Origin of the sequence: Nocardia arizonensis, from assembly GCF_001310275.1 — a bacterium.
GTDB lineage: Bacteria > Actinomycetota > Actinomycetes > Mycobacteriales > Mycobacteriaceae > Nocardia > Nocardia arizonensis.
This window is the reverse complement of record NZ_LGYZ01000034.1, coordinates 1-7,746: the sequence shown is the minus strand read 5'-3', so window position 1 is coordinate 7,746 and position 7,746 is coordinate 1. Positions and strand designations below refer to the sequence as shown.

4 protein-coding genes are annotated in these 7,746 nt (G+C 69.3%); 2 read left to right on the top strand and 2 right to left on the bottom strand.

Annotated elements, in window-relative coordinates; genetic code table 11:
* The first annotated feature begins 289 nt into the window (after positions 1-289).
* Positions 290-3,496 (top strand): arabinosyltransferase domain-containing protein, encoded by a 3,207-nt coding sequence (locus APZ21_RS05545; RefSeq protein WP_054812135.1) that lies wholly within the window; start codon positions 290-292, stop codon positions 3,494-3,496.
* 3 nt (positions 3,497-3,499) lie between these two features.
* On the opposite strand, the gene rarD is transcribed toward APZ21_RS05545, so the two are convergent.
* Positions 3,500-4,420, bottom strand: coding sequence for an EamA family transporter RarD (rarD, locus tag APZ21_RS05540; protein WP_054812134.1), 921 nt, complete (start codon positions 4,418-4,420; stop codon positions 3,500-3,502).
* Positions 4,421-4,520: 100 nt separating this feature from the next.
* On the opposite strand from rarD, the gene APZ21_RS05535 reads away from it, so the two are divergent.
* A complete protein-coding gene (locus tag APZ21_RS05535) occupies positions 4,521-6,941 on the top strand; it encodes an HAD-IC family P-type ATPase (RefSeq protein WP_054812133.1) in 2,421 nt (806 codons plus the stop codon).
* Between the two features lie 72 nt (positions 6,942-7,013).
* Here APZ21_RS05535 and APZ21_RS05530 read toward each other — a convergent pair whose 3' ends face one another.
* A complete protein-coding gene (locus tag APZ21_RS05530; RefSeq protein ID WP_054812132.1) occupies positions 7,014-7,688 on the bottom strand; it encodes a CPBP family intramembrane glutamic endopeptidase in 675 nt (224 codons plus the stop codon).
* Positions 7,689-7,746 lie beyond the last annotated feature (58 nt).

Genomic DNA, 7,746 nt, shown 5'->3' with positions numbered 1-7,746 from the left:
AGAACGGCAAGTGGAAGGTCCAGAAGGCGTGGGCCTGCCAGATGCTGACCGCCCTCGGCCAGCAGTCGACCGCCTGCGCGTGATGCCGGGTCACCGGGAATCCCGCGGCCGGGGTTCCCGGTGATCTCGCGCGTATGCCGGATCGGTACCTGAACGGCGAAAACCCCCGGACGGAACCGGTGTCCGATTGCCGAGCGCGACTGTCCGGCTCGGGCAATGGGTTTCGCTGGGTTTCGCTGGGTTTCGTTCTCAGGAAGGGCGGCTACTATCACCCACCGTGTCCGACACGATGGTGAGGGCGGGACGACCGTCCGAGGTGGAGTCCAGACCCGATACGACACAGCGTGATTCGCGCGGGGGCTGGGCTCGGCCGGTGGCGCTGTTCGCCGCCCTCCTCGGGGCGTTGTGCGCGGTCGCCGTCCCGCTGCTGCCGGTGCGGGTGGACGCCGCGACCCTGACCTGGCCGCAGTCCGGTTCGGCACGCGGCGTGGAGGCGCCGCTGATCGCCTACGCGCCCATGACCTTCGACGTGACGCTGCCGTGCGCGGATATAGCCCGACTCGGTGCCGACGGCGGTCTGCTGGCCGCCACCGCTCCCGACGGCGCGCCGGATTCGGAGCGGTACGGCTTCGTGGCGCGTGTGCGCCCGGCCACCGAGGGACGGCCCGCCACGTTCGAGGCGGTGTTGCGCAATCGAGCGCTGTACGACCTGCCGGTCGCCGAACTCGCTCCGAACTGTGAATTCCGCGTGCGCGCCGATGCCGAATCGTCCACGGCGACCCTGACCGGCGCCGAGCCCGTGCGGCTGTTCGGCGATCTGCGCCCGCAGATGGTCGGCGTCTTCACCGATCTCGCGGCCGTCGACGGCGCTCGGGTCACCGCCGAACTCGACACCCGCTTCTATTCCTCGCCGACGCCGATCAAGCGGATCGCCATGTGGATCGCGGTCGCGGCCACTCTCGTCGCCCTGGTCGCGCTGTTCCGGCTGGATCGACTCGACCGCCGCGGCGCGCGGCGCATACTGCCGCAGCGCTGGTGGAGTTTCTCCCCGGTGGACGCGGTGGTGCTCGCGACCATGGTCCTCTGGCATTTCATCGGGTCGACCACCTCCGACGACGGCTACCAGTTCGGCATGGGCCGCGCCTCACTCGCCTCCGGGTACATGGCGAACTACTTCCGCTACTTCGGCGTGCCCGAAACCCCGGTCGGCACACCGTATTACGACATGATCGGATGGATGTCGCAGCTCGGCGTCGCGAGTCCGTGGATGCGCCTGCCCGCCCTGTGCGCGGGCATCGTGACCTGGCTGGTGATCAGCCGGGAGGTGGTGCCGCGCCTCGGTGTCGCGGTGCGGCGCGACAGGATCGCGCTGTGGACCGGCGGGCTGGTCTTCCTCGCGGTCTGGCTGCCCTACAACAACGGATTGCGCCCGGAACCGTATGTGGCGCTGGGGGTGCTGCTCACCTGGTGTTCGGTGGAACGTGGCATCGCGACCCGGCGGCTGCTGCCGTTCGCGGTGGCGATCGTCATCGCGGCCTTCAGTTTCACCGCGGGTCCGCACGGCGTCATCTGCGTGGCGGCGTTGGCGGCCGGACTGCGTCCATTGGTGAGGACACTGGCGGCGCGGGCGCGCACGGTCGGTTGGCTGCCGCTGCTCGCGCCGCTGGTGGCCGCGGGCACGCTGGTGCTGACGGTGGCCTTCTCCGACCAGCCGCTCTCGGCCATGCTCGAGATGCGCCGGGTGCATCAGCTGGCCGGTCCCGACGTCAAGTGGTACGACGAATACCTGCGCTACCAGTACCTGTTCATGGGCACCGTGGACGGTTCGGTGGCGCGGCGGTTCGGCATCTTCGTCATGCTGGCCGGACTCGCGGTCTGCCTGCTCACCCTGCTGCACAAGGGCGGGAAGATCCCCTCGACCGCGTCGGGTCCGTCGCGGCGCGTCATCGGCGTCACGGTCGGCGCACTGCTGCTGATGATGACCACCCCGACCAAGTGGACGCACCACCTCGGCGTGTTCGCGGGGCTCGCGGGCGTGGTCGCGGTGCTCACCGCGGTCGCGGTGGGGCCGAGGGTCATGCGGGCGCCGCGCAATCGCGCGCTGTTCGCCTCGGGTGTCGCCTTCCTGCTCGCACTGGTGTTCTCGGGGCCGAACGGTTGGTGGTACGTGTCCTCGTTCGCCATTCCGTGGTGGGACAAACAGCCCTCGGTGGCCGGAATCGGCTTCAACCAGGTCTTCCTCGCGGCGGCGCTTGCGCTGGCGGCCGTTGCCGCGTGGTGGCATGTGCGCGCGCCGGAACCCGGTGTGGCGCAGCGTATCTCGAGTTTCGGCCGTCGATTCGTGGCACTGCCGCCGCTGACCATCGCCGCTGCCGCGCTGGTGCTGTTCGAGGTGCTGTCCTTCGCCAAGGGCGCGGTGACCCAGTATCCGGCCTTCTCGTTGGCCCGTTCGAATATCGACGCGGTTCTTGGCGAACCGTGCGGGCTGGCGCGCCACGTACTCGTGGAGACCGACCCGAACGCGGGCATGCTGACCCCGCTCACCGGTGACGCGACCGCGACCTTGGCGGGGACCGGCACCGGATTCACCCCGTCCGGCGTGGCCAAGGATCTGAGCGCGGATGCCGAGAAGGGGGCCGATGCCGCGATCGCCACCTCGGTGGACGGCAGTCCGGGGGCCGAGATCCGTACCGGCACCTCCGGTCCGGCGCTGCCGTTCGGCCTCGACCCGGCCACGCCGGTGCTCGGCACCGACGGCGCCACCGAGCCCGCCTCGATCACCACCGGTTGGTACCGGCTGCCCGAGGGCGCCGACCGCGGCGACATCGTCGCGTTGAGCGTGGCGGGCCGCATCCGGTCCTTCGACGCCGACGGTGTCGAGATGCCGGGCCAACCCTTGGAAGTCGAATACGGCGCGCTCGCGGACGGTGACCCGCGACCGATGGGGCGGGTGACGCCGATCGATATCGGTCCCGCGCCCTCGTGGCGGAATCTGCGCCTGCCGATCGACGAGATCCCCTCGGATGCCTCGCTCATCCGCATCGTGGCCGCCGACCGGGATCGCGATCCGAAACAGTGGCTGGCCTTCACCCCGCCGCGGGTACCGCGGACCCGCACCCTTCAGGAGGTGGTCGGCAGCACCGAGCCGGTGCTGCTGGACTGGGCGGTCGGCCTCCAATTCCCGTGTCAGCGGCCCTTCGACCATCGCGACGGCATAGCCGAGATTCCCGGCTACCGCATCCTGCCCGACCGGGTCGGCGCGCACGACACGAATCTGTGGCAGAACCACGACGGCGGCGGTCCGCTCGGTTGGACGCCGATGCTGCTGGAGTCCGGCACGCTGGCGACCTACCTGAACGACGACTGGCACCGGGACTGGGGTGAGCTCCAGCGATTCACCCGGCGCGCACCCGACGCCGTGCCTGCGAAGCCGGTGATCGTCGACCGCGACCGCGGCGGGCTGTGGAGTCCGGGGCGGATCAACGTCGCCTGGTAGCCGTCACGAGAGGCGGACCTCTTCCTCCGGCAGCGGCACCGCGGCCGCGCGTGCCCGCCGCCGGCGGATCATGGCGTCGGCGGTGAACACCGCGAGCGCCGCCCAGATCAGGGCGAAACCGGTCCAGCGTGAGGCGGGCATGGGTTCGTGCACCACCGCGACGCCCCACGCCAGCTGTAACGCGGGCGTCAGATATTGCAGTATGCCCATGGTGGACAGCGGAACCCGTTGGGATGCGACGGCGAACAGCAGCAGCGGGATCAGGGTCACCGGGCCGGTCGCCGTCATGAGCGCGCCGTGCGCGGGTCCGGTGGTGAAGGCGCTGCGGCCCAGTGCCGCGAAGGTCGCGATGACGGCCAGGGCGATCGGCGCGGCCACCAGCCCCTCGGCGGCGATGCCGCGCAGCGCGTCCAGGCGGATCACCTTCTTGACCAGCCCGTAGAGGGCGAAGGAGCAGGCCAGCGCCAATGCGATGACGGGCGGCCTGCCGTAGTCGACGGTGAGTACGGCCACCGCGACCGCACCGAGTCCGAGCGCGGCCCACTGGGCGCGGCGCAGCCGCTCGCGGAAGATGATCACCGCGAAGGTCACCGTCACCAGGGGGTTGATGAAGTAGCCGAGGGCGCATTCCACGACGTGACCCGAGGTGACGCCGTAGACGTAGGTGCCCCAGTTGACCGAGATGGCGGCCGAGGCCGCGGCGGCCAGCGACCAGGTCCTGGCCTCGATGCCGCGCATCTCGCGCAAGCGGCCGGTCACGGCGAGTACGACGAGGACCATCGCCAGGGTCCACACGATGCGCTGGGCCACGATCTCGAAGGGATCGGCGAAGGCGAGCAGTCCGAAGAAGGCGGGGAATAGTCCCCAGATCAGAAAAGCGCTCGTACCGAATACAACACCGGGGACCGTCGTGATTCGCCGCACCGGTCTCAGATTACTTCGATTCCCGCGACGTCACAGACCGACCGGTCTGTGACGGCCGGGGCGGAGACGGCGCCCGACGGAACGGCTTAGGCTGGCAGCCATGTCGATTACCGTGCAGGCGCCGAGCGCCGGACTCACCGCGGCGGAGGTCGAGCAACGCCGCCGCGACGGGCGCACCAACGATGTGCCCGACCGGGCGGGCCGCTCGGTACGCGATATCGTCCGCGCCAATGTCCTCACCCGGATCAACGCGATCCTCGGGGTGCTGTTCATCCTGGTACTGGCGACGGGATCGATCATCGACGGCATGTTCGGCCTGCTCATCGTCGCCAACAGCGCGATCGGCATCATCCAGGAAGTGCGGGCCAAGCGCACCCTCGACCAGCTCGCCATCGTCAGCCAGGCCAAGCCGACGGTGCGCCGCGACGGCGTATCCACGCAGATCGTCCCGCACGAGGTCGTCCTCGACGATCTCATCGAGCTCGGACCGGGCGACCAGATCGTCGTCGATGGCGTGGTCGAGGAGTCCGCGCTGCTCGAGGTGGACGAATCGCTGCTCACCGGTGAGGCCGATCCGGTCGACAAGCAGTCGGGCGCGGAGGTCATGTCGGGTAGCTACGTGGTTTCCGGCAGCGGCGCCTACCGGGCGACCAAGGTCGGGCGCGACGCCTACGCGGCCCGTCTCGCCGAGGAGGCGAGCAAGTTCACCCTGGTGAAATCGGAACTGCGCAGCGGCATCGACACAATTCTGAAGGTGATCACCTACCTGCTGATCCCGGCGGGCCTGCTCAGCATCTACAACCAGTTGGTCTCGAGCAAGGAGAGCTGGCGGCCCGCGGTGACCGGCATGGTGGCGGCGCTTGTGCCGATGGTGCCGGAGGGACTGGTGCTGATGACCTCGGTGGCCTTTGCCGTCGGCGTGGTGCGACTCGGCCGTCGCAAGTGCCTGGTGCAGGAACTGCCCGCCATCGAGGGTCTGGCCCGGGTCGACGTCGTCTGCGCGGACAAGACCGGCACCCTCACCGAGAACGGTATGCGGCTCGCGCAGATCAGAATTCCGGACGGGGGCGACGACGCCGAGGTGCGCCGAGCGGCCGCGGCGCTGGCCGCCGACGATCCGCGCCCGAACGCCAGTGTGCAGGCAATAGGCGCAGGACTCGGCGACGGTCCGGGCTGGACGCGATCCGCGGTCGCGCCGTTCTCCTCGGCCAAGAAATGGAGCGGCATCTCCTACGGCGAACACGGCAACTGGCTGCTCGGCGCGCCGGATGTCCTGCTCGATCCGCACTCCGAGAACGCCCGTCTCGCCGAGGAACTCGGCTCTTCCGGACTGCGTGTCCTGCTGCTGGCGCGCAGTGATCGCCCGGTCGACGCGCCCGACGCACCCGGCGCCGTCGAACCCGCCGCGCTGATCGTGCTCGAACAGAAGGTCCGCCCGGACGCCAGACAGACCCTCGAGTACTTCGCCGAGCAGAATGTCTCGATCAAGGTGATCTCCGGCGACAATGCGGTTTCGGTGGGCGCGGTCGCCACCGCGCTGGCGCTGCCCGGCGGCGAGCGCGCCGTCGACGCCCGCGACTTGCCTTCCGGCCAAGCGGAATTGGCCGACGTACTGGAACGTGAGACCACCTTCGGGCGGGTGCGCCCGGACCAGAAACGCGCGATGGTGGGCGCACTGCAATCGCGCGGTCACACCGTGGCCATGACCGGTGACGGTGTCAACGACGTACTGGCGCTGAAGGATTCCGATATCGGCGTGGCCATGGGCTCGGGCAGTCCGGCTACCCGGGCGGTGGCGCAGATCGTCTTGCTGGACAACAAGTTCGCGACCCTGCCGTATGTGGTCGGCGAAGGACGCCGGGTGATCGGCAATATCGAGCGGGTCTCGAATCTATTCCTCACCAAGACCGTGTACTCGGTGCTGCTCGCCTTCCTGGTCGGTCTGGCGGGCGTCGGCTCGCAGATCTTCGACTACGAGCCGATCGGCTATCCATTCCTGCCGCGTCACGTCACGATCGCGGCCTGGTTCACCATCGGCATTCCGGCCTTCATCCTCTCGCTGGCCCCGAACAACGAGCGCGCCCGTACCGGATTCGTCGGCCGCGTCATGCGTTTGGCGATTCCGTCCGGCGTGGTCATCGGCGTGGCGACCTTCGTGGCCTACCTCATCGCCTACGAGGGGCCGCACGCCACCGATGAACAGAAGGTGCAGGCAGGCACGACAGCCCTGATCACGCTGATCATGATCGCGGTCTGGGTGCTCGCGATCGTGGCGCGCCCGTACGTGTGGTGGAAGGTGGTGCTCATCGGTGCATCCGTCGCGGCATACGTCTTCCTGTTCACGGTGCCGTTCACCCGTGAGTTCTTCAAACTCGACCCGTCGAACGCGGCGTTGACCACCGCCGCGTTCGTGTGCGGCGGCGTCGGCATCGTCTTGGTCGAGATCGCCTGGTGGGTGAGTGCCGCGACACAGGGGCAGCGGCGCTCGTTCATGCCCGCCTCACCCGGCGGCGGGGCCTGATCGGGGGTGGGCGAGCCTGCCGCGGCGCGCGCGAGAAGCCTTGTGCGAAGCGGTCGTTCGTGAGCGCGCGGCTCAGCCGGGAGACCCGGCGGGCAGCCGTAGCCCTTCGGCGCCGTGGTAGAAGTAGCGGCCCAAGCCGACGGTGAAGACCAGGATGCCGTAGAGGGAGTGCTCGACCGAGGCGGTGAACAGCGACCGGGTGCGCAGATAGCGCGCCGCGAAGATCCAGCCGCCGATTCCGCTGGCCAGCACCGAGAACCAGCTGCCGAAGATGATGTGCACGTAGCCGAAGGCCGCGGCGCTGGCCGCGACCATGCCTTTGCCCGTCCCGAAGACCGGCGCGTACCGGTGGAACAGGAACGACCGGAACACCACTTCCTGCGGATACACGCTCAGCAGTGGATAGAGCACCATCACCGCGACCCATATGCGCCAGTCCCGGCGCGGCAGATCGAACAGATCCTCGCGCCGGGTCACGGCCACGGCCGCGGTGAGCGCGAGTGCGGTGGCGCCCGCCGACGTGGCCATCGACCGGCCCTGAGTCGCCGCCGCGCGACCTCGCCACAGGGACGCGCGGTCGAAATCCGGTGAGCGCCGCAGATAGGCGGTCGCGCCGGTGGCCAGCACCAACAGCGCGGGAATGGGGGAGCGACCGCGGGCGACCGTCCGGTACACCGTCGCGCCGCCGAAGAACAGTGCGGCGTATTCGGCGGCCAGATACGCCCGTCGCCACGGTCGAACCTTCATGGGGTCAGCCTAATACTCCAGCCGTAGTTCGTGATGCCGCCGCTTTGCGGCGGCATCA

Coding starts and splice junctions, on each gene's coding strand:
- APZ21_RS05535 (WP_054812133.1), top strand. CDS start 4,521: ATGTCGATTACCGTGCAGGCGCCGAGCGCCGGACTCACCGCGGCGGAG.
- APZ21_RS05530 (WP_054812132.1), bottom strand. CDS start 7,688: ATGAAGGTTCGACCGTGGCGACGGGCGTATCTGGCCGCCGAATACGCC.
- APZ21_RS05545 (WP_054812135.1), top strand. CDS start 290: ATGGTGAGGGCGGGACGACCGTCCGAGGTGGAGTCCAGACCCGATACG.